Source organism: Streptomyces sp. H27-D2 (assembly GCF_035828615.1).
Classification (GTDB): Bacteria; Actinomycetota; Actinomycetes; order Streptomycetales; family Streptomycetaceae; genus Streptomyces.
Window position 1 is genome coordinate 1 of record NZ_JAYMZR010000075.1, and the last position, 23,619, is coordinate 23,619.

At 70.9% G+C, this 23,619-nt stretch carries 18 protein-coding genes and 1 pseudogene; 11 read left to right on the forward strand and 8 right to left on the reverse strand.

Annotation, left to right across the window (positions count from 1 at the left end; translation table 11 throughout):
* Positions 1 to 49: 49 nt before the first annotated feature.
* On the reverse strand, positions 50 to 2,101 hold the full coding sequence (locus QMK28_RS24955) for a TerD family protein (RefSeq protein WP_326441772.1): 2,052 nt from the start codon (positions 2,099 to 2,101) through the stop codon (positions 50 to 52).
* Between the two features lie 262 nt (positions 2,102 to 2,363).
* On the opposite strand from QMK28_RS24955, the gene QMK28_RS24960 reads away from it, so the two are divergent.
* On the forward strand, positions 2,364 to 3,008 hold the full coding sequence (locus QMK28_RS24960) for a uridine kinase (RefSeq protein ID WP_326441774.1): 645 nt from the start codon (positions 2,364 to 2,366) through the stop codon (positions 3,006 to 3,008).
* Positions 3,009 to 3,048: 40 nt separating this feature from the next.
* Here QMK28_RS24960 and QMK28_RS24965 read toward each other — a convergent pair whose 3' ends face one another.
* The 3 genes from QMK28_RS24965 to QMK28_RS24975 all read right to left on the reverse strand — a co-directional run bounded on the left by QMK28_RS24965 (position 3,049) and on the right by QMK28_RS24975 (position 6,652).
* On the reverse strand, positions 3,049 to 5,385 hold the full coding sequence (locus tag QMK28_RS24965; RefSeq protein WP_326441776.1) for a serine/threonine-protein kinase: 2,337 nt from the start codon (positions 5,383 to 5,385) through the stop codon (positions 3,049 to 3,051).
* Positions 5,386 to 5,513: 128 nt separating this feature from the next.
* Complete coding sequence (locus tag QMK28_RS24970; protein WP_326441778.1) at positions 5,514 to 6,020, reverse strand: DUF1697 domain-containing protein; 507 nt, start codon at positions 6,018 to 6,020, stop codon at positions 5,514 to 5,516.
* A 62-nt stretch (positions 6,021 to 6,082) separates the two neighbouring features.
* Entirely contained in the window at positions 6,083 to 6,652 is a 570-nt protein-coding gene (locus QMK28_RS24975; protein WP_326441830.1) for a methylated-DNA--[protein]-cysteine S-methyltransferase, read from the reverse strand.
* 331 nt (positions 6,653 to 6,983) lie between these two features.
* Here QMK28_RS24975 and QMK28_RS24980 point away from each other — a divergent pair, with 331 nt between their 5' ends.
* Entirely contained in the window at positions 6,984 to 7,790 is an 807-nt protein-coding gene (locus QMK28_RS24980) for an MHYT domain-containing protein (protein WP_443050814.1), read from the forward strand.
* A gap of 105 nt (positions 7,791 to 7,895) precedes the next feature.
* Here QMK28_RS24980 and QMK28_RS24985 read toward each other — a convergent pair whose 3' ends face one another.
* Both QMK28_RS24985 and QMK28_RS24990 read right to left on the reverse strand, forming a co-directional pair.
* Entirely contained in the window at positions 7,896 to 8,810 is a 915-nt protein-coding gene (locus tag QMK28_RS24985) for a glycerophosphodiester phosphodiesterase (RefSeq protein ID WP_326441780.1), read from the reverse strand.
* A 209-nt stretch (positions 8,811 to 9,019) separates the two neighbouring features.
* On the reverse strand, positions 9,020 to 9,220 hold the full coding sequence (locus QMK28_RS24990; protein WP_326441782.1) for a DUF4177 domain-containing protein: 201 nt from the start codon (positions 9,218 to 9,220) through the stop codon (positions 9,020 to 9,022).
* 192 nt (positions 9,221 to 9,412) lie between these two features.
* Here QMK28_RS24990 and uvrB point away from each other — a divergent pair, with 192 nt between their 5' ends.
* The 5 genes from uvrB (at position 9,413) to QMK28_RS25015 (ending at position 16,443) form a co-directional block, all read left to right on the forward strand.
* Complete coding sequence (gene uvrB / locus QMK28_RS24995) at positions 9,413 to 11,512, forward strand: excinuclease ABC subunit UvrB (protein WP_326441784.1); 2,100 nt, start codon at positions 9,413 to 9,415, stop codon at positions 11,510 to 11,512.
* Between the two features lie 218 nt (positions 11,513 to 11,730).
* Positions 11,731 to 12,312, forward strand: a complete 582-nt coding sequence (locus tag QMK28_RS25000) for a TerD family protein (RefSeq protein WP_326441786.1) — start codon at positions 11,731 to 11,733, stop codon at positions 12,310 to 12,312.
* A gap of 209 nt (positions 12,313 to 12,521) precedes the next feature.
* Complete coding sequence (locus QMK28_RS25005) at positions 12,522 to 14,483, forward strand: TerD family protein (protein ID WP_326441788.1); 1,962 nt, start codon at positions 12,522 to 12,524, stop codon at positions 14,481 to 14,483.
* 258 nt (positions 14,484 to 14,741) lie between these two features.
* Positions 14,742 to 15,782 (forward strand): TerC family protein, encoded by a 1,041-nt coding sequence (locus QMK28_RS25010; protein ID WP_326441791.1) that lies wholly within the window; start codon positions 14,742 to 14,744, stop codon positions 15,780 to 15,782.
* An 85-nt stretch (positions 15,783 to 15,867) separates the two neighbouring features.
* Positions 15,868 to 16,443: a rhodanese-like domain-containing protein gene (locus QMK28_RS25015; RefSeq protein ID WP_326441793.1), complete on the forward strand. Its 576-nt coding sequence runs from the start codon at positions 15,868 to 15,870 to the stop codon at positions 16,441 to 16,443.
* 117 nt (positions 16,444 to 16,560) lie between these two features.
* Here QMK28_RS25015 and QMK28_RS25020 read toward each other — a convergent pair whose 3' ends face one another.
* Positions 16,561 to 17,217, reverse strand: a complete 657-nt coding sequence (locus QMK28_RS25020; RefSeq protein WP_326441796.1) for an MBL fold metallo-hydrolase — start codon at positions 17,215 to 17,217, stop codon at positions 16,561 to 16,563.
* 4 nt (positions 17,218 to 17,221) lie between these two features.
* Complete coding sequence (locus tag QMK28_RS25025; RefSeq protein WP_326441798.1) at positions 17,222 to 17,938, reverse strand: maleylpyruvate isomerase family mycothiol-dependent enzyme; 717 nt, start codon at positions 17,936 to 17,938, stop codon at positions 17,222 to 17,224.
* A 183-nt stretch (positions 17,939 to 18,121) separates the two neighbouring features.
* Between QMK28_RS25025 and uvrA the strand changes: the two genes are divergently transcribed.
* The 4 genes and pseudogenes from uvrA (at position 18,122) to QMK28_RS25050 (ending at position 23,506) form a co-directional block, all read left to right on the forward strand.
* Positions 18,122 to 21,109, forward strand: a complete 2,988-nt coding sequence (gene uvrA, locus QMK28_RS25030) for an excinuclease ABC subunit UvrA (RefSeq protein ID WP_326441799.1) — start codon at positions 18,122 to 18,124, stop codon at positions 21,107 to 21,109.
* A 272-nt stretch (positions 21,110 to 21,381) separates the two neighbouring features.
* Complete coding sequence (locus QMK28_RS25035) at positions 21,382 to 21,804, forward strand: Rieske (2Fe-2S) protein (protein WP_326441801.1); 423 nt, start codon at positions 21,382 to 21,384, stop codon at positions 21,802 to 21,804.
* A 465-nt stretch (positions 21,805 to 22,269) separates the two neighbouring features.
* Positions 22,270 to 22,509: pseudogene (locus tag QMK28_RS25045) on the forward strand (papain-like cysteine protease family protein); the annotation flags it as partial.
* A 4-nt stretch (positions 22,510 to 22,513) separates the two neighbouring features.
* The gene (locus QMK28_RS25050; protein WP_326441803.1) at positions 22,514 to 23,506 is read left to right on the forward strand and encodes a hypothetical protein; all 993 of its coding nucleotides are present in this window, start codon (positions 22,514 to 22,516) and stop codon (positions 23,504 to 23,506) included.
* The last annotated feature ends 113 nt before the right edge of the window (positions 23,507 to 23,619 follow it).

Genomic DNA, 23,619 nt, shown 5'->3' on the forward strand with positions numbered 1-23,619 from the left:
GCCCGGCGCCCCGGCCGGCCGGCCCGCCGCTCCGAGCCGGCGTGGCCGCTCAGCCCGCCGAACCGCCGGCGGTCGGTTCGGCCCGGCGGGTGGGGCGGCGCTCCAGCTGGGTGACCACGGAGGAGTGGAAGCGGTCCACCGCGGCGTCGACGCTGCGGATGAAGCCGGACTCGGCGTTCCCGCGAGTGCTGCCCATGCTCTTGGAGAGCGACAGCCGGAACCCGGTGATCTGCCCGGAGCCCTTCGGAATCAGATCACCCGGCTCGGGGCGCAGCTTCTCCAGCGTGCCGCGCGGCCCGGAGTCCGGACCCTCCATGAGCGTCTCGATGTGCAGGTCCGCGGGCGCTTCGCCGAGCTGCCGTACGAGCCGCTTCGCCCAGTTGAGCGGGTAGCCCTTCTCGGGGGCCGGGATCTCGATGGACGTGCGCAGCCGCCCGGTGCGCAGGTCGGCGGTGACGGCCAGGATGCCGACCGTGCCGTCGATGCGGATCTCGGCGTGCAGCCGTCCGTCCTCGCAGAGTCGGTCCGCCAGCGCCGTGCGCCGGGCGAGGGCGTCGAGACCGCGCTTCCCGCGCTGCACCGGCATGACCTTCTCGCCGAGTTCGCCGCCGAGACGCAGGCAGACCTGCCGGATGAGCCGCTCCCAGCTCTCGACGACCCGAAGGGCGCGCCGGTCGCCCCGGCACAGCGTCTCCTGGTCGATGCCGTTGCGTACGGGTACCCAGGCCGGGCCCATGTTCTGGAAGCCGTGGCATCCGGAGTTCTCGTGCTGGAGGTAGCGCAGCAGCTCCTGGATCAGCCAGGCGTGGGCCTCGCGGCTGACGCCTTCGTGCCGGATCAGCATCTGTGCCTGGTGGGCCACTTCGGCCCAGGAGAGGTGCCAGAGCGCGACCTGGTGCTTACGGCGGCCGTCGACCTTGACTTCGACGAGCGGGCTGCCTTCCAGCGCGACGTCGTTGGAGAGCGTGATGACGGCCTCGTAGCCGCGCCGGGCGGCGATGTCCATGTAGTCCTGGATCTGGTCGCTCTTGAGCGGGTTCCCGTTGGTCTTGGTCTCGACCAGGGCTGTCCACAGCTTTCCCGCGCGCTCGATGCGGATGATGCCGTCGGGGCGCTTGGGGCTCTCCCCGTAAGGGAGCGTGACCTCGGTGAACGTCTCCATCCGCCCGGCGGGTGCGCCGAAAGCGGCGGTCAGCCGGCGCCCGAGCTTCGGCACGTGCGACATCACGGACAACAGGATGGACGTCGCCCGGACTTCGCGCTCGCGGTCGCTCTTGAGGGACGAGATGGGGAAGAGGCGCGATTGCCGCCAGGAGTCGTTCTCGGCGAGCGACTGCTTGGGCTCCCTCGGGACCGTGACTCTCTTCTTGGCCGTACGGAGCCGGCGTGCCGGCGCCGAGGGCTGGGCGGGGCCGTCGGAAACGGCAGGGGGAGCGGCGACGGCGGAGGCCGCCGTCACCGCGGCCGGTTCGGGCGGTGCTTCCGGTCCGGGCGCATCGGTGGGATCGGCGAGCAGCTCGGCCGGGGCCTGCTCGGCCTGCGTGTCCTGCTCGTCGTCCTCGTCGATCCCGATGCCGAAGTCCGTCGCGAGACCGGCCAGCCCGGTGTCGTAGCCCTGCCCGACGGCCCGGAACTTCCACTCCGCGTTGCGCCGGTAGAGCTCACCGAAGACGAAGGCGCTCTCCGGGCCGGCCCCGGGGATGGGGAAGTCGAGGATCACCTCGCCGACCCGGTCGGCCAGCGAGATCCGCAGATTCTCCAACTGCCCGAACTCCGCCCTCTGATGGCGGCTGGCGGCGATCACGATGCGCTCGACGTCGGCGGGGATGGCGGTCAGATCGCACTGGATCCGGTCTTCGCTGCCGCTCTCCGAGGGGCTCTGCCCGAGCAGTTGCACACTGCCGTCGGCGGCTGCGGGGTTGTTGTAGAAGAAGAAGTCCGCGTTGCTGCGCACTTTCTGGCTCTTGTCGAGGAGCAGTACGGAGACGTCCGCGTCGCCGTCTCCGCCGGGGCTGCTCCAGCCCAGGCTGATGACGACGGAGTCGGAATTCTCGCTGAGTGCGGCTAATGCGACGTTGGCGCCTTTGACCAGTGTGTGCATGAAGTCCCCCCCTGGGGATGGTGCATGAGCCGCGGGGGCACAGAGCCGCGCGGCCTTTGTCGAGCTTTGTCGAGCGGGAATGGGCGTGACCCACAAGCGTGTCGGGAAGCCTATCCGGCTGCCCACAACTCCGGCATATGCCTGACAAAACTGGTGGCAGCCGGTTCTCGGCCCATTGCCGGTGAATTGCCGCGGGCCGCGCGGAAACCTCCGGTTGCCCCCTGAACAGAAGTTTTCCGGTGGCACCGGTGATGATGGGGATGTGCGGTTGGAAGCGATTTCTTGGGAGCGGTTGACCGAGGCGCTGGCCGGTCATGTCGCGGAGTCGCAGGCGGCGGGCGATGGTCAGTGGCTGCGGGTGGCTGTCGACGGCGCTCCGGCGGCGCGGCCGGGTGAGCTGGCGGAGCGGCTGGCCGGCGCGCTGCGGGTGCGCGGCCGGGCGGCGCGGGTGATCGCGGCAGGCGGGTTTCTGCGGGCGGCTTCGCTGCGCTACGAGTACGGGCGCGAGGACGCCGACGCGTACTACGACCTGTGGCTGGACCGGGGCGCGCTGTGGCGGGAGGTCTTCGATCCGCTGGAGCCCGGCGGCAGTGGGCGGGTGCTGCCCGATCTGTGGGATCCGGCCACGGACCGGGCGACCCGCAGCGGATACGTCGAACTGCCGCCCGGCGGAATCCTGTTGCTGCACGGGCCGCTGCTGCTGGGGCACTGGTTCCCGCTGGATCTCTCCGTCCACGTAAGGCTCTCCCCGGCCGCGCTGGCCCGGCGTACGGACGAGGGTGAGCGGTGGACCCTGCCGGCCTTCGCGCGCTACGAGGACGAGGTGGGGCCGGGAGCGGCCGCCGACGTCGTGGTACGGGCCGATGATCCCCGGCATCCGGCCTGGAGCGGCGTGGGGGAGCGGTAGTTCCGGTGGCGCCGGTATTCAACGGCGGTGGTTTCGGGGCTCAAGGGGCGGTGCGGGAGGGCGTGGAACCGCGGTTGCCGTCCTCGCCGGCCGTACCCTCGCGCCCGTCGGGGCTCACCGCGCTGACCGAGAACGCGCCCTGGTCGGTGACGCCGTAGAGCACGTCACCGACGACGAGCGGCGCGACGCCGGTGGGGGAGAGGTCCGCGAAGGACTTGTTCCTGGTGTCGAAGGATGCCTCGGTGCGCCACAGCCGCTTGCCGGTGCCGGCGTCGAGGACCTGGACGCTGGTGTCGGGCATGGCGACGTACAGCCGGTTCCCGAAGACCGCCGGCTCGCCGAAGATCCTCAGCTCGCGCTCGGAGGTCCACCGCGGCCTTCCGCGCTTGAGGTCCAGCGCGAGGATCGTCTCGTTGCCGTAGTCGAAGAAGTACATGGTGTCGCCGGCCACCAGGGGCGGGGACTCGGGCTCCACGGCCCAGGGCAGGCCGATGTGCCGGGTCCGGCCGCTCGTGAGGTTCTGGATGTAGAGGGCGGCGGATACCCCGGAGTCGTTCTCCCAGCGGGCGTAGTAGGCGTTGCCGTCATGGACCGCGGCCAGCCAGAGGTCGCCCTTGGGTGCTTCGATCCGGTGGACGATCCTGCCGCTCCGGGCGTTGAGCCGCACGATCTGAGATGCCGTCTTGCGGTCGCTCAGCGACTCGCCCGTGCCACCGGGCTTGCCTGCCTCGTTCGTGGACTTCCTCTTCTCGGCCCGCTGCTTCGCCGCGGCGTCGCGGGTGGGCCGGTGGCGGAGGTCGGCGACGAGGGTGCCGTCGGGGCCGGCGTAGAAGGGGCTCGGCGAACTGGTGGTCAGCGTGCGACGCCAGAGCCGCTTGCCGGTCTTGGGGTTCAGCGCCGAGTAGGTCACGGTGTCCGTCGGGCCGAGCTCGCCCTCGTGCACCAGGAGGACGCCGCTGAGGTAGCTGAACTCCGACACCGGGCCCTTGAAATGCCAGCGTCGCCGGCCGTCCGCGGCTCCGAAGGCGTCGACGCCCTGGCTGCCGTCCGCGCTGTAGCCGTACACCAGGCCCCGCCCGACCACGGGCGAGGTGACCGAGATGCCGTTGCTCTGCTTCGAGCGGCGCATCGGCTTCTTCCAGGACGTACGGCCCGTCGCCGAGTCGAGCCGCAGCAGCGCCGTGCGGTCCGAGGAGCAGAACACGCCCTGCGCGTCAGGGGTGCACGAGGTCATGCTCGGCCCGTCGACCGGGTTGTTGGCGAAGGCTGTGTGCCAGGGCTTCCAGCCCTCGGGCGCGGAGCGCGAGCCCGCGTTCGGGCCTGCGGCCCCGAAATCGCTGTCCGACGTTCCGGTCACCAGGAAGACGGCGGTGGCCAGGGACAGCGCGACCGCGCTCGCGGCCACCGGCCGGACCCAGCGCCGACGGGCGGACGCCGGCGGGGGCGCTGCGGCGGAGGGGGCGGGGCCGCAGGCGTCCACCGGCGTCGCGGCGGCTCCCGCTCGCCGCTCCGTGCCGCGCGGCGCAGCGGGAAGCGCGTCGGGGAGCCGGGCCAGGGTCTCCAGCACCTCGCGCGGCGTCGGCCGGTCGCCGGGGGCCTTCGCCAGGCAGGCCAGGACGAGCGGACGGAGCTGCCCTGGCAGGCCGCCGAGAACGGGGGCGTTGTGGACGGTCTGGTACGCGGCCAGATAGGCGTTCTCCGCCTCGAACGGGCTGCGTCCCGTCGCCGCGTACACCAGCAGCGCGCCGAGCGAGAAGACGTCGACGGCCGGCCCGACCTCGCGCGGGGTGCTGAACTGCTCCGGCGCCATGAACGGCGGGGAGCCCATCACCAGGCCGGTCTGGGTGCGCACATCGCTCTGGGCGGCGCGCGAGATGCCGAAGTCGATGACCCGTACGGCCCCGTCGTCGCCGTTCCCGCCCGGTTCCCCGACGCCGGGGTCGAGCAGCAGCACATTGCTCGGCTTGAGGTCCCGGTGCACGACCTCGGCCCGGTGGATCTCCCGCAGCGCTTCGGCGAGTTCGACGCCCAGCCGGCGCAACTGCGGCCACGCCAGCGGGCCGGATTCGGTGACCCGTTGGGCGAGGGTGTCCCCGGCCACGTACGCGGTGGCCATCCAGGGGCGTTCCGCGTCGGGGTCCGCGTCGACGACGGGGGCGGTGAACGCTCCGCTCACCCGGCGGGCGGCGGCGACCTCCTGGCGGAAGCGGGCCCGGAACTCCGGGTGACCGGCGTACTGGAGGTGGACCACCTTCACCGCGACCGCTCGCCCGGACGTCGATCTGCCGAGGTAGACGACGCCCATGCCGCCCGTGCCGATGCGTGACTCGATGCGGTACCCGCCCACCGACTCGGGATCGTCCTCACGCAACGCCATCAGCGCACCCCTAGATATGACATGGCCCGCACACCCTAGCGCCGGGCGGGCCCCGTACGGCTCCGGCTCCGTCGCGCAGCCCGCGGGTGCGGGCCGGAATCAGCCGTCGGCGAGGTCGCGGAGCCGGGTCACGGTCCGCCAGTTGCGGGCGGTGGCGGTGACTTTGAGGCGTTGTGCGCAGAGCAGTTGGGCGAGCTTCGATCTGCCGATGCCGTTCGGAGTGGCGAGGTAGATCGCGCGCTCGCCGAGGCTGAACCGGTCCGGGGCGTAGCGGGACGCGTCGATGGCTTCGAGCACACCTGGGGCCGGGGCGGCGGACAGGTGACATGGAGGTGCTTCGGCTCGGCCACCGCGTCCGGGTAGGGGTTGGCCTCGATCACCCCGGCCAGCTCCTCACGGGTGATGACCAGGACGGCGACGGTGAGGCCGAGATCCTCGGCGATGCTCCGCTCGACGGCCCGCGCCGAGGCATCGGGAGACGAGTCCGGCGCGGTGAAGACGGCGTTGCCGCTCTGCAGGTACGTCTTCACGTCCGTGAAGCCGAGGCCGGTCAGCAGCTCACGCAGCCGCGTCATGGGGACCTTGTTGTTGCCGCCGACGTTGACGCCGCGCAGCAGGGCGATCTGGACCGTCATCTTCTTGTCTCTTCCCGGCCGGCTCTCCACGGGAGGGCCGGCCCAACGCAGCGCCGGTGGGGTCAGAACAGCGGCTCGGGGAGTATGCCCTCCAGCGCGAGCAGCGAGCGTTTGGTCTCCAGGCCGCCGCCGAAGCCGCCGAGACCGCCGTCGCTCTCGACCACGCGGTGGCAGGGGACGACGACGGGCAGCGGATTGCTGCCCATGGCCGCGCCGACGGCGCGCGCGGCCCCCGGCTCGCCGACGCGGTTCGCCAGGTCCTGGTAGCCGACGACCGTGCCGTACGGGACGTGGGCGGCCAGCTCGCGCAGCACTGCGCGGTTGAAGCCGCTGGTGAGGGACCAGTCCAGCGGGACGTCGAAGGCGCGCAGCCGGCCCGAGAAGTAGGCGGTCAGCTGGCCGGCGGCCGCGGCGAGGTGGGTGTGGCAGGAGGCCGCGGGGGGCGAGGAGGGCTCGGGTATCGAGGGCGCGAGGCGGGTGGCGGCCCCGCCGAGGCGGTGCGTCATCCGGTCCACGGCCTTGGCGGCCGTCCGGGCGTCGGCGTGGAAGACGACCAGGGCGAGCCCCTCGTCGGTCGCGGCCAGCAGCAGCGGGCCGACGCGCGAGTCCAGCGTCGTCCACGCCCATGCCATCGCTGCCGGCGTCTGCTCCGTGTCTGTCACGTCGTCAGCCTACGACCGGCCACTGACATTGATACTCGTAGCGGGTTCCGGTGGTCGTGGCTCTGCCACTGACTGACAGCGGCCCGCTCGTACCGGTCCATGCGTACCGGCCCGCTCGTACCGATCGCAGCCCTGGCGCACAGCGCGTTGGCGAAACATCACCCCCAGCGGACGACCCCCGCTATATCGTGGCGCAGCCGCACGGACATCCGGACGCGGGTCGTATGTACGACGTACGTACGCCGTACGCGGGACGGGCCTTCGGCGCTGTCCTGAAGCCGGATCTGCAACGGGAGTCTGCGTGCACGGCACAGCTGTACCTACTGACGGATTCACCTACGGCCTGGTCACCCCCGTGGCGGCCTTCGTGATGGCCGTCCTCGGTAGCGCGCTCGGGTTGCGTTGCACCGTCCGCGCGCTCCCGCTGGCCCGTTCGCGCCGGGCGGGCTGGCTCACGCTGGGCGCCGTGGCCATCGGCTCGGGCATCTGGACCATGCACTTCATCGCCATGATGGGCTTCACCGCCCACGGCGTGCGGATCGGCTATGACGCCCGGATCACCTTCGCGAGTCTGGCCGTCGCCATCCTGGTCGTCGGCATCGGCGTCTTCATCGTCGGCTACCGGGGCCGTACGGTCCCCGCGCTGATCGGCGCGGGCGTCATCACCGGGCTGGGCGTGGCCGCCATGCACTACCTCGGCATGGCGGGCATGCGGATGCCGGGGCACCTCACCTACGCCCCGGTCACCGTGGCCCTCTCGGTCGCCATCGCGGTGGTCGCCGCGACCGCCGCGCTGTGGTTCGCGATCTCGGTGAAGGGCGTCGGCCCTGCCCTGGGCGCGAGCCTCATCATGGGGGTCGCCGTGTGCGGCATGCACTACGTGGGGATGGCGGCGCTGAGCGTGCACGCGCACGCCCACGCGGGGTCCGCGACCGGGCAGTCGCCGACCGAGATCCTCGCGCCGATGCTCATCGGGCCGCTGGTGCTCATGCTCTTCGTGGGGCTCATCGTCGGGTTCGACCCGATGAGCCGGGGCGAGCAGCGCCGGCGCGAATCCGGCGCGGCGATGGACGAACTCGGCACACCCGCCTGGTCCCATCGCCGCTGACGGCAGGGCCGGGGGAGTGCCGAGCCCGGGGGAGCGCCGTGCTGTGAGTACGCCGTGCTGTGGGAGCGCCGTGCTGTGAGAACGCGGCGCCGGGAGAGAGCCGCGTTACGGGAAAGAGGGAATGAACAGGCCGAACGACTTCTGCTCCAGAGCGTTACGCACGACGTCGGGGGCATTGGTGATGATGCCGTCGGCTCCCATACGGGCGAGTGCGACGGCCGTCGGGCCGTCGTCCACGGTCCAGGTGAAGAGCTCCAGCGGCCGGGCGTGCGGCCCCTTGAGCCGGTGCACAGCGGCGATGTACGCGGTGGTGACCGTCTTGTGGCTCGGGTTGATCTGGTCGGCGAACCGCGCGTACGCGGGCAGGTCGGCGACCGCGGGCATGCCGAGGAAGCCGGTCTTCACATCGGCCTCCTGACGGTGGATATTTTTCAGCGAGTCGGCGCTGAAGCTCTGCAGGATGAGTCTGCTCTTGAGGTGTTCGCGGTCGAGCCAGCCGGCGTTGTCCAGCTCGTTGAGGGTCTGCCTCTCGATGTCCGGGTAGAGCTCCGGCGCCTTGACCTCCATCAGCAGCTTCTGGTGATTGTGCTCGACCCGGTTGAGGTAGCGCCCCAGGGTCGGCACCCGCTCGCCGGCGAACTTCCTGTTGAACCAGCTGCCCGCGTCCAGCTTCTGGATCTCGGCGAGCGTGAAGTCGGAGATCTTCCACGGGGCACGGCTGGGGAAGAGCGTCTCGACGTTCGTGGTGCGGTTGAGCGTGGTGTCGTGCATGATCACCAGTTTGCCGTCCTGGGTGCGCTGGACGTCGTTCTCCACCCAGGCGATGCGCAGGGCGGCGGCCTTGTCGATGGACGCGAGCGTGTTCTCGGGGGCGTAGGCGGAAGCACCACGGTGGCTGACGGTGACCGGATTGCCCGGCTGATCGCGAGCTGGTGCGGCTTGCGCCGCGGTAGCGGAGAGGACGAGCGCGGACAGACCCAGAAGCGCGCCGGTGACGGCCGCGGCAGGGTGGATGTGCATACGGACCCCTCGCGTTGAATGGTGCGGACGCGCAGAGAGTCCCAGATGCGTCCTACAAGAAGATATGCGAGGGGTGGCTAGAAATTGAACGATAAGAGTCATGTGTCGCAGGGGTAAATTCTGGGATTCGGAACACCCTGGCCCCGGTGCGGCCGATGCGAGCGCTCGAACCGGCTTGAGCGCTCGCATCATTGATGCGAATGTTCGAACTAATGGCGCGGGCGTTCGAAAGTCACCAGCAAACCCTCGACACCGCCAGGACCGACGCGGCCCTTCACATCAGCGGCCGTTATGGCTTTGACCTGCCAGCCGTCCGCCGCGTATTTGTTCAGCAGGTCCTCGACCTTGTCCGGCGACATCTTTCCGCCGATCAGCTTCTCGCGGATCTGGATGACCTTGTACTCGTACATGAGGTGCCTCTCGTCGGGAGTCGCGGGTGCTCGCGCCCCGCTCGCCGGGGAGTCGCGCCGGGGTGGCGCGGTGGTCGTACGGGAGTCGCGTACCGGGCCCGTGACCTCGGAAACGGCCTCCGGGAGCGGGCGGCAGACAGGTTACGGGCCGGAAAGCGGGCTGTTGTCAGTGGCGGGTCGTACGGTGGTTCCATGCGGCCCGTATCCAAGATCGAACGCACTCTGGCGCCTTTCGAAGTCGTCAGCCCCTACCAGCCCAGCGGTGACCAGCCGACGGCCATCGCCGAGCTGGAGCGGCGTGTCAACGCTGGTGAGAAGGACGTCGTACTGCTCGGCGCGACCGGCACCGGCAAGTCCGCGACCACCGCGTGGATGATCGAGAAGCTGCAGCGCCCGACCTTGGTCATGGCACCGAACAAGACCCTCGCGGCCCAGCTCGCGAACGAGTTCCGCGAGCTGCTGCCCAACAACGCCGTCGAGTACTTCGTCTCGTACTACGACTACTACCAGCCAGAGGCGTACGTTCCGCAGTCGGACACCTACATCGAGAAGGACTCCTCCATCAACGAGGAGGTTGAGCGGCTGCGGCACTCCGCGACGAACTCGCTGCTCACCCGGCGCGACGTGATCGTGGTGGCGTCCGTCTCCTGCATCTACGGCCTGGGCACGCCCCAGGAGTACGTGGACCGCATGGTGCAGCTCAAGATCGGCGACGAGATCGACCGCGACCAGCTGCTGCGCCGCTTCGTCGACATCCAGTACACCCGCAACGACGTGGCCTTCACCCGCGGCACCTTCCGGGTGCGCGGCGACACCATCGAGATCTTCCCGGTCTACGAGGAGCTGGCCGTCCGGATCCAGATGTTCGGCGACGAGGTCGAGTCGCTGTCCACCCTCCACCCGCTCACCGGCGAGGTCATCACCGATGACCAGTCGCTCTACATCTTTCCGGCCTCGCACTACGTCACCGGCCCGGAGCGGATGGAGAAGGCCATCGCCGGGATCGAGGCGGAGCTCGCGGAGAGCCTCGCCCGGATGGAGCAGCAGGGCAAGCACCTGGAAGCCCAGCGGCTGCGCATGCGCACCACCTACGACCTGGAGATGATGCGCCAGATCGGCTCCTGCTCCGGCATCGAGAACTACTCCCGGCACTTCGACGACCGCTCGCCGGGCTCCGCGCCGCACACCCTCATGGACTACTTCCCGGAAGACTTCCTGCTGGTCATCGACGAGTCGCATGTGACCGTGCCGCAGATCGGCGCGATGTACGAGGGCGACGCCGCCCGTAAGCGGACCCTGGTCGAGCACGGCTTCCGGCTGCCCTCCGCGATGGACAACCGGCCGTTGAAGTGGGAGGAGTTCCAGAAGCGGATCGACCAGACGGTCTACCTCTCGGCGACCCCCGGAAAGTACGAGCTCGCGCGCGGCGAGGGCTTCGTGGAACAGATCATCCGGCCCACCGGTCTGGTCGACCCGGAGGTCGTGGTCAAGCCCACCGAGGGCCAGATCGACGACCTGGTGCACGAGATCCGGCTGCGCGTCGAGAAGAACGAACGCGTGCTGGTCACCACCCTCACCAAGAAGATGTCCGAGGATCTCACCGACTACTTCCTCGAACTCGGCATCCAGGTCCGCTATCTGCACAGCGACGTCGACACCCTGCGCCGCATCGAGCTGCTCCGCGAGCTGCGCGCGGGCGAGTACGACGTCCTGGTGGGCATCAACCTGCTCCGTGAGGGCCTCGACCTGCCGGAGGTCTCCCTCGTCGCGATCCTGGACGCCGACAAGGAGGGCTTCCTGCGGTCCGGCACCTCGCTGATCCAGACCATCGGCCGCGCGGCGCGCAACGTCTCCGGCCAGGTGCACATGTACGCCGACCGGATCACCCCGGCGATGGAGAAGGCCATCGAGGAGACCAACCGCCGCCGGGAGAAGCAGGTCGCGTACAACAAGGAGCGCGGCCTCGACCCGCAGCCGCTGCGCAAGAAGATCGGCGACATCGTCGCGACCATCGCGCGCGAGGAGGTCGACACCCAGGAGCTGCTGGGCTCCGGCTACCGCCAGGGCGACAAGAGCAAGGCCCCGGTGCCCGCGCTGGGCGGCAAGGGCGCCAAGAGCAAGCCGACGGACCGTCCCGCCGAGGAACTCGCCGAACTGATCGCCGAGCTGACGGAGCGGATGCGCGCCTCGGCGGCGGAGCTGCAGTTCGAGGTGGCGGCGCGGCTGCGCGACGAAGTGGGCGACCTCAAGAAGGAGCTCCGTCAGATGCGGGAGGTCGGCGGGCTCTCCTGACCCCGCGACAGCGCTGCCCCCGCGACAGCGCTGACGCCCCCGGCGCGCCGCCGCCGGGGGCTCCCGCCGCGCGCTGTGTCGCAAGGCTGTTTCGCCAGGCTGTGTTGCAAGAACGCCACAAAGCGAGCCTGGGGGTTCGACCTGTCGGTGGCCCTGCGTAGGGTTTCCCGCAGCTGCCCAGACTGGCGGCTGTAGGAATGGTTGAGAGGGGACGGCACGTGACGGTCAACTTGTCCAAGGGCCAAGGCATCAGCCTGCAGAAGTCCGACGGGGGCACCCTGACCGCGGTGCGGATGGGCCTCGGTTGGCAGGCGGCTCCCCGTCGCGGGCTGTTCGGGACCCGCACGAAGGAGATCGACCTCGACGCGTCGGCAGTGCTGTTCGCCGACAAGCAGCCGGTGGACGTGGTGTTCTTCCGTCACTTGGTGAGCGACGACGGCTCCGTCCGGCACACCGGCGACAACTTGGTCGGCGGCGCGGGAGGCCAGGGCGGCGACGACGAGGCGATCCTCGTCGACCTGCAGCGGGTCCCGGTGCACATCGACCAGATCGTGTTCACGGTGAACTCCTTCACCGGCCAGACCTTCGCCGAGGTGCAGGACGCCTTCTGCCGCATCGTCGACGAGACCAACGGCCAGGAGCTGGCGCGCTTCACCCTCACCGGCGGCGGTCAGTACACCGCGCAGATCATGGCCAAGGTGCACCGGGTGGGCGCGGGCTGGCAGATGACGGCGGTCGGCAACCCGGCCAACGGCCGTACCTTCCAGGACCTGATGCCGGCGATCCTGCCGCACCTGTGAGCCATGGCCGCGACCGGCGCGGGCAGGACCGGCGTCCGCTGGTCGGCACCCGGCGGTCGCGGCCCGGGAGTCAGTACCCGAGCGGCGCCTGAGCAGTACCCGAGCACGACCTGAGCAGTACCAGCCAGCGGGGAGCGGCCGGTCCCGGCGGTGCGACGACCGCCGGGACCGGCCGTACCGGACAGCACGACGTACGAGGGGACGCAGCGATGACGGCCGAGCTGGTCCGAGGGCAGAACCACCCACTGCCCCAGACCCGTTTGGAGATCCGGGTGTCGGCGGGAAAGCCGATCATCGCCGGAGCCACTCTGGGGGACGAACAAGGCAAGGTGAGCGGTCCCGAACGGGTCGCCCACCCCGGCGCACCGAACCTGCCGGGTCTCGAAGTGTCCCAACAGGCCGCCGCCGACCACCGGCTGGCCGTGGACCTCGGCGCGCTCCCGGACGGCGTGCACCGGGTCAGCGTGCTCCTCTCGCTGCCCACCGGCGTCGGCGGACCGATGCGCTTCGGCGCGGTGGCCGCGCCGTTCGTCGCCGTCACCGGCCTGGACGGCTCCGAGGTCGCCAGCTACACCATCACCGACCTCGACGCCGAGTCGGCGGTCGTCGCGCTGGAGCTGTACCGCAGGCAGGACGCCTGGAAGGTCCGCGCCATCGGGCAGGGCTACGCGGGCGGGCTCGCCGACATGCTCGCCGACCAGGGGCTGCCGCAGGCCCGCGAGCTGGCCGCCTCGATCAATGACGCGGTCACCCGGGGCTTGGCCCGCACGGTCGCCGCGCCCCCGCCCCGTCCCGCCGACGAGGGCCGGCTCCGCACCGCCTCGGCGGGCGGCGACCGCGTCCCCGGCGCGGCCTCCGGCGGTGCTCCCGGTGCTCCCGGCGCGGCCGATCCGCAGCCCGCCGTTCCGCCCGCCGCCGGGGCCGCCCCGCAGCTGCCGGTGCCCGGCGGCCCCGTCAACTACGAGCACCCCGGCCGGCAGCCCGTCGCGCCGCCGACCCCGGCCCCGGTCGCCCCGCAGCCCCGGCCGGGTGAGCCGGCTCAGCCGATCGCGGGCGACGCCACCGGCTGGACCATGGAAGAGCGGCTCTACAACCAGGTCTGGGGCATGTTCGAGGACCTGGCCAGGACCACCGCCGCCTACCGCAGCGCGGTGGACTTCGCGGACTCCCGGATGGAGCAGGAGCTGGACCGCGCGCTGTCCGACCCGCGCAACCGCCTCGGCCAGGCCGGCGACAGGGCCCGCGCGGCGGCCCGCGACAAGCACGCCGAACTCGTCGACCGGGCCCGCGCGGTGCTCGACCGGGACCTCGCGCAACTCGTCGCCGAGGCCGAGGTCGTCGAGCCCGCGCTGCCGCCCGCCTTCGCCCGCTGGGACAACCCCGTCTGGCAGGGCTACCAGGTGCCGATGGAGATCCCGATGGCGCTGCGGCTGGGCGACCTGCACTTGCCGGAGCGCACGGACCTGCACATCCCGATGCTGGTGCGGCTGCCGCTGGAGCGCGGCCTGTGGGTCGACAGCGGACGCAGCGGTTCCGCCTCCGCCATGATGGTCGACTCCGACCAACTGCGCAGGCTCGCGATGGACACCGCCGTCGCGCACGCCTCCCGGCTGCTCGCCGTCTACCCCGTCGGCGAGTTCACCGTGCACGTCATCGACCCGGCGGGCTCCGCCGCGGCCTCGCTCGCCCCGCTGCTGCGCTCCGGCGCGCTCCGCGAGCCGCCCGCGCCCGGCGCCGGGGGAGTGTCCGCCACGATCGCCCAGCTGACCCAGCGCGTCGACCTGGTGCAGATGGCGAGCCGCGCGGGCGTCACCGACTCGCTGCCGCCCGACCTCGACACCGCCGAACAGCTGCTCATCGTCAATGACTTCCCGCACGGCTTCGACGACCGCGCGGTCACCCGACTGCGCTACATCGCCGACGAGGGCCCGTCGGTCGGCGTCCACCTGATGATGGTGGCCGACCGGGAGGACGCACAGGAGTACGGGCCGGTGCTCGACCCGCTGTGGCGGGCGCTGCTGCGCATCACCCCCGTCCCGGACGACCACCTGGCCGACCCCTGGGTCGGGCACGTCTGGACGTACGAGCCGTCGCTGGCCCCGGCCGGCAGTCAGGTGCTCCAGCAGGTGCTGAGCCAGGTCGCCGCGGCCCGGCAGGCGTACGGCCGCTGAGCTGTGCTTTTCCCGGAATGACGGCCGCGTGGCGGACACCTCCACGGACGCCTCCTTGGCTTTTCATTACCCATCCCTTTACCTTTTCTTGGTGTTACCTGTACTGTTCTTTGCACGGAGGGGAGTACTCCCGCTGCGACGTACCCGTCAACACGGATCGTGAGATCCCGGGGCGTCGGCCCGTGCCGCGACTCGGGTGGAAGAGACCTCCGGCAGCGACGACGCTGACAGTTGCCGCATCAATCTGCCGGAGGCGCAGTGGATGTTTCTTTGACCATGTGGGTGCTGACCATCGCCGGTCTGTGCGCCCTGATCGCCGCCGACTTCTTCATCGGCGGCCGAAAACCGCACGAGGTCTCCATCAAGGAGGCCGGGACCTGGACCGTCGTCTGGGTCGTCCTCGCCGCGCTCTTCGGGCTCGGCCTGCTGCTCTTCGCGGGCGGCAAACCGTCCGGCGAGTTCTTCGCGGGCTACATCACCGAGAAGTCGCTCAGCGTCGACAACCTCTTCGTCTTCGTGCTGATCATGACGAAGTTCGCGGTGCCGAAGATCTACCAGCAGCGGGTGCTGCTCGTCGGCGTTCTGATCGCTCTGGTGCTGCGCGCGGTCTTCATAGCCGCCGGCGCCGCGATCATCGCCAACTTCGCCTGGGTCTTCTACATCTTCGGCGCGTTCCTCATCTGGACCGCCTGGAAGCTCATCCAGGAGGCGCGGGCCAACGAGGACGACGAGGAGTTCGAGGAGAACCGACTCCTCAAGATGGTGGAGAAGCGCGTCCCGTCCACGGACACATACCACGGCACCAAGCTCTTCATCGTGGAGAACGGCAAGCGCCTGATCACCCCGATGCTCATCGTCATGCTGGCGATCGGCACCACGGACGTGCTCTTCGCGCTCGACTCGATTCCGGCGATCTTCGGCCTCACCCAGGACCCGTACATCGTCTTCACCGCCAACGCCTTCGCCCTGATGGGTCTGCGGCAGCTCTACTTCCTCATCGGCGGACTGCTGAAGAAGCTGATCCACCTCTCGTACGGGCTGTCGGTCATCCTCGGTTTCATCGGTGTGAAACTCGTGTTGCACGCCCTGCACGAATCCGGGGTGAGCGTGCCCGAGATCAGCATCCCGGTCTCGCTCGGGGTGATCTGCGCGGTGCTCGTCGTCACGACGGTCACCAGCCTCTACGCCTCCAGGAAGCAGGCGCGAGCGGCGGAGCGGGACGAGCGGGCCACGAAGGTCGAGACCGGCACGGACGCCGCCGCGACCGGCACGGACGGCAAGGACCGCATCGACGTCTGACCCGCGTACCCAGCACTATGGGGGTGATGCGGAGCCGCTGGCTCCGTATCACCCCCTAGCTGTGAGCTGCGAAAGGACCGGTCCTGTGACCACCCCGCCCGCCCCGCTGACCGTCGAGGACTTCCACCCCCGGCTGGAGAACCTCACCGTCATCGACGTGCGCACCCCCGGTGAGTATCTCTCCGGTCACATCCCCGGTGGCGTCAACATCCCGCTGGACCGGCTCGCCCAGGCGCTGCCCGCGCTGCGCTCGGCGGCCGGCCGCGGCGACCTCGCCGTGGTCTGCGCCTCGGGCGGGCGCTCGCGCAGCGCCGCGGAGCAGCTCGCGGACGTGGGCATCCCCGCCGCTTCGCTGCTCGGCGGAACCTCGGCCTGGGCCGAACGGGGGCACCCGCTGGACCGTCCGGCCGGCGCCCGCGCGCTCTGGCCGATGGAGCGCCAGGTCCGGCTGGCCGCCGGCTCGCTGGTGGTGCTCGGCTTCGTGCTGGGCCGCTCCGCGCCCAAGGCCCGGCTGCTCTCCGCGGCGATCGGCGGCGGGCTGGTCTTCTCGGCGCTGTCCGACACCTGCGGCATGGCGGCGGTGCTCTCGAAGCTGCCGCACAACCGCGTGGCCGCCGACGCGCCCGATTTCGAGGACACGCTGCGCACGCTGAAGGGCTGACGCGTCGGGGCCAGCCCCGTACGTACGTCGGGGCCGCCTGTGGGTACAGGGCGGCCCCGGTGGTCCAGTTCGCTCGCTACGGCTCGTCGCCACGGGCCCGGGCAGGCCCCGGCGGTGTCACCAGCCGCGCTTGCGCCACTCCGCGAGGTGCGGCCGCTCGTCGCCGAGCGTGGTGTCCGCGCCGTGGCCCGGGTAGACCCAGGTCTCGTCGGCGAGCCGGTCGAAGAGCCTGGTCTCGACGCCGTCGAGCAGCTCGGTGAACGCTTCGGGGTCGCCCTTGGTGTTGCCGACGCCGCCGGGGAAGAGGCAGTCCCCGGTGAACAGGTGCGGGTGGCCGTGCGGGTCGTCGTAGACCAGCGCGATGCTGCCCGGCGTGTGGCCGACCAGGTGGCGGGCGGTCAGCTCGACCCGTCCGACGCGGATGGTGTCCCCGTCCTCGACGGGCACGTCGGTCGGCACCGGGATGCCTTCGGCGTCGTACCGGCCCGCGTACGTCCTGGCCCCGGTCGCGTCCACGACCTCGCGCAGCGCCTGCCAGTGGTCCCCGTGCCGGTGGGTCGTGACGACGGAGGCGATGCCGCTGTCGCCGATCAGGGTGAGCAGGGTGTGCGGCTCACTCGCGGCGTCGATCAGCAGCTGTTCGCCGGTCGCCCGGCAACGCAGCAGGTAGGCGTTGTTGTTCATCGGTCCGACCGCGACCTTCGAGATCATCAGGTCGGTCAACTCGTGTACGTCAGCCGGTCCGCCGACCGTCACCGTTCCGCTGTATGGCATGGCCTCAGCCTAGCGGCGGCAGGACGGGGAGCGCGGCGGCCGGGGTGCTGAGGCCGCTGCCGTCCGTACGGCCGGTGAGCCAGCCGAGCAGCGCGCCGGGCGCGCCCTCGACGGTGACCGGGTCGCCGGCGGAGTCGCCGGTGCGCCACTCGCGTTCGCCGTCGGTGCGCAGCAGCAGCGCGGGGACCCCCGGGCGGTCGACGAACTGCCGGCCGCCGATGAAGTCGAGCTGGCGGTCGACGAACTCGGCGGGGAGTCGAGCCATGCTGTAGCCGACGTCGAGGTCGACGTGGTGGAGTTCGATCTCCACGCGGCGCATGTGCGGCAGTACGTACGCGGGATTGGAGCGGCCGTTGCGCATGGCGACGACGTGCTGCCACTGCTCGTCGGTGAGCCGGGCCGCCGCCGCGTCGAAGCGGGCGGCGGAGCTGCGCAGGTCGTCGAGGTGGACGGCCACCGGGCGGTGGGCGTCGCGCTCGATGTCCTCGTTGCGGGCGTCCTCGCTGCGGTACATGGGGGTGTCCATGCCGGTGTGCGCGGAGTCGAGAAGGTTGGTCAGCGCGTCCGCGTTGCGGGCGAGATGCGCCAGGACGTGGCTGCGGGTCCAGCCGGGGAGCCGGGACGGTCCGGCCGCGGAAACGTCGTCCAGCCCGGCCGCCGCGGTCAGCAGCCGGTCGGTGGCTTCATGGACGGAGCGCAGGTCGTGCGCGTGATCATTCATGGCCCGAGGCTAGCGCCGACACTCCTTCGGGTGAAGGTGGCAGGGGAATCCCGTAAATCGAATGCGCGTGCTATAAGCTCGGTGGAGGCATCATAAAGACATCGCTGTGGCATCCCCCTACCCTTGACGGATGGGTGGCCGTGGCGCACCCCCCCGTTTCTCTCCAGAAAGGTGCAGACCGGCGTGGCTGACCGTCTCATCGTCCGTGGCGCTCGCGAGCACAACCTCAAGAACGTCTCGCTCGACCTCCCCCGCGACTCCCTCATCGTCTTCACCGGACTCTCGGGGTCGGGCAAGTCTTCTCTCGCGTTCGACACGATCTTCGCCGAGGGGCAGCGCCGCTACGTCGAGTCGCTCTCCTCGTACGCCCGCCAGTTCCTGGGGCAGATGGACAAGCCCGATGTGGACTTCATCGAGGGTCTGTCCCCGGCGGTCTCGATCGACCAGAAGTCGACCTCGCGCAACCCCCGCTCCACGGTCGGCACGATCACTGAGGTCTACGACTACCTCCGGCTGCTGTTCGCCCGCATCGGCAAGCCGCACTGCCCCGAGTGCGGGCGTCCGATCGCCCGGCAGTCGCCGCAGGCGATCGTCGACCGGGTGCTCCAGCTGGAGGAGGGCAGCCGGTTCCAGGTGCTCTCGCCGCTGGCCCGGGAGCGCAAGGGCGAGTTCGCCGACCTCTTCTCGGACCTCCAGACCAAGGGCTACAGCCGGGCCCGGGTGGACGGCGCGATCATCCAGCTCTCCGATCCGCCGAAGCTCAAGAAGCAGGAGAAGCACACCATCGAGGTGGTCATCGACCGCCTCACCGTCAAGGAGAGCGCCAAGCGCCGGCTGACCGACTCGGTCGAGACCGCGCTCGGGCTCTCCGGCGGCATGGTGATCCTCGACTTCGTGGACCTCGACGAGGACGACCCGCTGCGCGAGCGGATGTTCTCCGAGCACCTCTACTGCCCGTACGACGACCTCTCCTTCGAGGAGCTGGAGCCGCGCTCCTTCTCCTTCAACTCGCCGTTCGGCGCCTGCCCCGACTGCACCGGCATCGGCACCCGGATGGAGGTCGACCCCGAGCTGATCGTCCCTGACGAGGACAAGTCCGTGGACGAGGGCGCCATCCACCCGTGGTCGCACGGCCACACCAAGGAGTACTTCGCGCGGCTGGTCGGCGCGCTCGCGGGCGAGCTGGGATTCCGCACCGACATGCCCTGGGGCGGACTGCCGCAGCGCGCCAGGAAGGCGCTGCTGCACGGCCACAAGACGCAGATCGAGGTGCGCTACCGCAACCGCTACGGCCGCGAGCGCTCGTACACCACGGCCTTCGAGGGCGCGGTGCCGTTCGTTAAGCGGCGGCACTCCGAGGCGGAGACCGACTCCAGCCGGGAGCGCTTCGAGGGCTATATGCGCGAGGTACCCTGCCCGACCTGTGCGGGGACCAGGCTCAAGCCGGTCGTCCTCGCGGTCACCATGATGGGCAAGTCCATCGCGGACATCGCCGCGCTGTCGATCAGTGACTGCGCCGACTTCCTGGGCGCCATGAAGCTGGACGCCCGCGACAAGAAGATCGCCGAGCGGGTGCTCAAGGAGGTCAACGAACGGCTGAAGTTCCTGGTCGACGTCGGCCTCGACTACCTGTCGCTGAACCGCGCCTCGGGCACGCTGTCCGGCGGCGAGGCGCAGCGCATCCGGCTCGCGACCCAGATCGGCTCCGGCCTGGTCGGCGTGCTGTACGTGCTGGACGAGCCGTCGATCGGTCTGCACCAGCGCGACAACCACCGGCTGATCGAGACCCTGGTCCGGCTGCGCGACCTCGGCAACACCCTCATCGTCGTCGAGCACGACGAGGACACCATCAAGGCCGCGGACTGGGTGGTCGACATCGGCCCGGGCGCGGGCGAGCACGGCGGCGAGGTGGTGCACAGCGGCTCGATGAAGGAACTGCTCGCCAACGAGGCGTCGCTGACCGGCCAGTACCTGGCCCGCAAGCGGGTCATCCCGACCCCGGACGTGCGCCGCCCGGTGGACCGCTCGCGTCAGCTGACCGTGCACGGCGCGCGGGAGAACAACCTCCAGGACATCGATGTGTCCTTCCCGCTCGGCGTGTTCTCGGCCGTCACCGGCGTCTCCGGTTCGGGCAAGTCCACGCTGGTCAACGACATCCTCTACACCCACCTGGCGCGCGAGCTGAACGGCGCGCGCTCGGTGCCCGGCCGGCACACCCGGGTGGAGGGCGATGACCTGGTCGACAAGGTCGTGCATGTCGACCAGTCGCCCATCGGCCGCACGCCCCGCTCCAACCCGGCGACGTACACCGGAGTCTTCGACCATGTCCGCAGGCTGTTCGCGGAGACGATGGAGGCGAAGGTCCGCGGCTATCTGCCCGGCCGCTTCTCGTTCAACGTCAAGGGCGGGCGCTGCGAGAACTGCTCCGGCGACGGCACGATCAAGATCGAGATGAACTTCCTGCCGGACGTGTACGTCCCGTGCGAGGTCTGCCACGGTGCGCGGTACAACCGGGAGACGTTGGAGGTGCACTTCAAGGGCAAGTCCATCGCCGAGGTGCTGGACATGCCCATTGAGGAGGGGCTCGCCTTCTTCGAGGCGGTCCCGACGATCTCCCGGCATCTGCGTACGCTCAGCGAGGTCGGCCTCGGGTACGTACGCCTGGGGCAGTCCGCGCCGACCCTCTCGGGCGGTGAGGCGCAGCGCGTCAAGCTCGCCAGCGAGCTGCAGAAGCGTTCCACCGGGCGCACGGTCTACGTCCTGGACGAGCCGACCACCGGCCTGCACTTCGATGACATCAGCAAGCTCATCAATGTGCTGTCCGGGCTGGTCGACAAGGGCAACACGGTGATCGTGATCGAGCACAACCTCGATGTGATCAAGACCGCCGACTGGGTCGTGGACATGGGCCCCGAGGGCGGCAACGGCGGCGGCTGGGTCGTCGCCGAGGGCACGCCCGAAGAGGTGGCCGCGGTGCCCGGGAGCCACACCGGCAAGTTCCTCCGCGAACTGCTGGGGGAGCGCGTCAGCGACGCGGCCCCGGTGCGCAAGCGGGCGGCGGGGGCCAAGAAGGCCGCCGCGCAGAAGGCGCCGGCGAAGTCGGCCGCTCCGGCCAAGAAGGCGGTCGCCAAGACGGCGGCGAAGAAGGCGGCGGTCTCGCGCCGTTCCTGATTCGGGCCGGTTCTGAGTCGGGGCGGCTCTGAACCGGGTCCGTTCCGAGCCGGGGCGGCTCTGGGCGGGTTCGTTCCCGAGCCGGGTCGCTCCTGACTCGGGCCGTCCTGACTCGGGCCGTTCCTGAGCCACGTCGGGCAGGGCGAGAGCAGTCGGAGAGGCGGGGTCCGCGCACGCTGCGGGCTCCCGGGCCGGGGCGGAATGTTCTGTGCCGGTAGGCTCGGAGCACCGTACCGGCGTGTGACCAGCGCGTCCTTCAGCAGGGAGTTCCCATGCCGGCTCAGCCCGCCACCCGCCGGACCGTGCTGCGGGGCACCGCGCTCGCCGGAGTCGCCGGCCTCGGAGCGGCGGCCTGCTCGGGCGGCTCGGGCGAGAAGAAGTCCGCGCTGCCGACGGGGCCAGTGGAGCTCGGCGCGGCGGACGCGGTGCCGGTCGGCGGCGCGAAGCTCTACCGCGAGGACAAGCTCGTTGTCTCGCAGCCCGCCAAGGGCGAGTTCAAGGCGTTCAGCGCGGTGTGCACGCACGCGGGCTGCGTCGTCGACACCGTCAGGGGCACCGAGGTGAGCTGCCCCTGCCACCACAGCCGCTTCGACACCACGACCGGCAAGGTGCTGCACGGCCCCGCCACCGACCCGTTGCCCGCCGTCCCGGTCAAGACCGCCGGCGGCAAGCTGGTCGCCGGCCCCGACGCGTGACCTGACGCCTGAGCGGGGGAACCGGGGGAGCGCGCGGCCGGCCGCTCCACCGGCGGCGTCCGGCCGTCGCCGGGTGAGCGCGTGCGGCGGAAGCTCCAGTACGTCCTCCAACGCGCGCACCGCGCGCAGCGACTCGGCCCGCTGGGGCCGCCGCGCCCCCTGCTGCCAGCAACTGAGGCTGGTCCCCCCGACCTTGACGCCGCGCTGCGCCAACCGGTGCTGCACCCGGTGCAGGGCGAGGCCGCGCACCGTCAGCGCGGTCCGCCGCGCCAGATGGAACGGGCCGCTGCGCAGTGCCCGCGCCAACTCCGCCTCGGTGCTCTCCCGCATCGCCATGCTTCATGCACCACGTGCACCACGAATATCCCCCGCACCACAGGTGCCCCCTGCACCACGCCAAACCCGAACCGAAGCCGGCCGCCGCAGACGGCTCACCCTCACCGCGCTCGCCGCCGCCGCACTGCTCTGCGCTACCCGGCCGTGCAGACGGAGATCAATGCCGGCCGGCCGATCGAGACCCGCATCCAGTGGAGCTCCGGCGGCGGCCACATGCACGTCGTGTACGGCTTCGACACGGCGAACACCTGGGTTTACTGGGGTGACCCATGGGCGTCCAACACCCGCTACAACTGGGGTAACTACGACTACTACGTGAACGGCGACTCGTTCTCCTGGACCCATTCGCTCTACCGGATCGGGGCTTGAGGTCATGACGACACCCAGGGCCGCTGCCCGCGCGGCCGTCACCGCCATGCTCGCCGCCGCTCTGCTGGGCGGCGCCGGGCAGGCGTACGCCGGGCAGGCCCCGACCGTCACGAAGTCCCCCGCCGCCACGAAGCCGCCGACCACCCCGAAGTCCCCGACCACCCCGAAGTACCCGGCCGCGTCGAGCCTGGCAGCCGCCCGCGAGGCCGCCGCGGCCCCCGCCGCCCGTGAGACCCTCTCGCGCTTCTTCGCCCGCGACGGCGCGGTCACCCGGGCCGCCGCCGCTCCCCGGATCGAGGGCGCGACCGTCCCGGTCTACGTCCTGTCACCGGCCTTCGTGGCCGGAGCGCCTACCGAGTCGTCCGCCGTCCCCGTCGCCGAGCTGGAGTTCTTCGCGAGCGAGGCCGTCGCCTCGGACGGACAGCGGGCGTCGGTGTGGACGGTCCGCACGGACGGCGCGTGGAAGGTGGTGAACATCGCCACCGGGGACGACGCGACGCGCTACGCGGCGCGGGGCGCGAGCGCCGCCGGTGGCAAGGGCGGAACGGTTTTCCAGGAGCCGCAGATCAACGCCTGGTACGTCCAGCGCGGCGAGCGCGTGCTGCCGCTCGACGCCGACGCGAAGCGGGCCGTCGGCGTGGAAGGCGGCACCCTCGACGCCTTCCGCGCCCGCGTCCACAAGGCGTACGGCGACAAGCTCCCCGGCTCCGCGTACGACAGGAAGAGGGAGGCGGGCGGCTACGGGTCCGGGCCGGCGGCCGGAGTCGGCACCTCGAAGTCAGCAGAACCCGCAGAATCCGCGGCGGCCCCGAGGTCTCCCGGGTCTTCGCGACCCGTGCGCTCCCCGGAGCAGGCCTCCGCGACCCCCGAGGGGCTGAGCGGTGACAGCGGCCTGCTGACCGTCGCCTCCACCGCTGCCGGTGCGGCGGCGCTCGTCGCCCTCACGCTGTCCGGCATGGTGGCGATACGCAGGCGGCGGGGCGACGGCCGTGACTGATGGTTTCTTCGGGTAGCCGTCGCTGCCCCACGGCTTCCCCGCACCGGCCCCGGCGCGATCGATTCGCGCCGGGGCGGTACGTCCGGGCATCGGGAACCGGGAGCGGCGACTTT